We start from the raw sequence: 1,101 nt of genomic DNA on the forward strand, positions 1-1,101 counted from the left end.
CGGTTGACCCCTATCGAGTACGAGACCATCATGACCCCACCGGCCAGTCAGGCCGCGTGACTGAAACTGTCACCTATCGGTGCAGCAGACCCGACGTTGACCTTGATGAAGTTGATCTGGCATCGGTGGCGGTGATCGACATCTCCTATGGCAAGGTCGTGATCGACGCCGAGAAGGGGAAGCTGTACTACCGCCTACCGAACGGCTACCCCGAGATAAGGGTCATCGGGGACTTCTTTGACAGGCTCGAACGCATAGCTTCGCCGCCTCGGCTGAGCTACCTCCTCGCGAAGCCGAACCCCTATCGCATCAAGCTAATCGACCTAACTCGATCACAACTGCGAGCTCGAAGGAACGACAAGGCAATCCCGTGGCCAGCCGTCGCGGCCGGCGCAGCTGTTGTTACGGCCGTCGCCGCAGTCGTCAAGATCTTTAGCTAGCTCACGACCGCCATCCCGTTGCGCTAGGGCAGATTCCGTCCGGCTTAGCCATCCCGTCGGCCTTCGTCCGCACATTGTGTAGTGGGTGGGGCCTGCCCGGTCAAGGTGGAGCACCCCACCGTCTGAACGAGCTTCACCGGGCAGGCCCCACCTGCTCGGCTCTGCCCGAACGGAGGTCGTCGGGACGGCACCAACCATCCTGGAGTGCCTGAGCGCCCCGCCCGAGGCAAGCTCTGGTCGTCGCCTTCAACATCGAAGCCCCGGGTCTGCCACTCAACGTGGCGGCCCGGGGCTTCCTCGTACGTCGCGCCGCCAGCGGGGCTGCAACCGTTCGGGGTGCGCCTCGTGCGCTTGCGCTAAGAGGCGCGACTCCCACCGGTCCCCGATCGGCGACCGGTTCGGGTCGCCCCTGGTCGGCGGCGCGAGCGGCCTGCGAAGCGGGCCGCCTTGATTTCGCACAAAACTCCTAACACGCCTACCAGCCTCGGCAGCCGGCGGTTTTGGTCATCGATTGGCTGATCAGGCCGCGTGACCGGCGGTGACCTCGTCGCTGGGGACTGCACGCCTGCCTAGGGCGTGTCCTGCCGATCTTGTAGTGGTTGATCGTTGACGATGTGCCGGTGGTACGTCGTGGTGAGCTGACTGACGAGGCTTGGGCGGT

At 64.4% G+C, this 1,101-nt stretch carries 1 protein-coding gene; it reads left to right on the forward strand.

Annotated elements, in window-relative coordinates:
• A partial coding sequence (locus ABZU91_RS32715; RefSeq protein WP_355249165.1) for a hypothetical protein occupies window positions 1–440 on the forward strand: 440 nt, incomplete at its 5' end.
• Window positions 441–1,101: the final 661 nt, after the last annotated feature.

This window comes from Micromonospora sp. NPDC005174, assembly GCF_040608495.1.
Taxonomy (GTDB): Bacteria; Actinomycetota; Actinomycetes; order Mycobacteriales; family Micromonosporaceae; genus Micromonospora.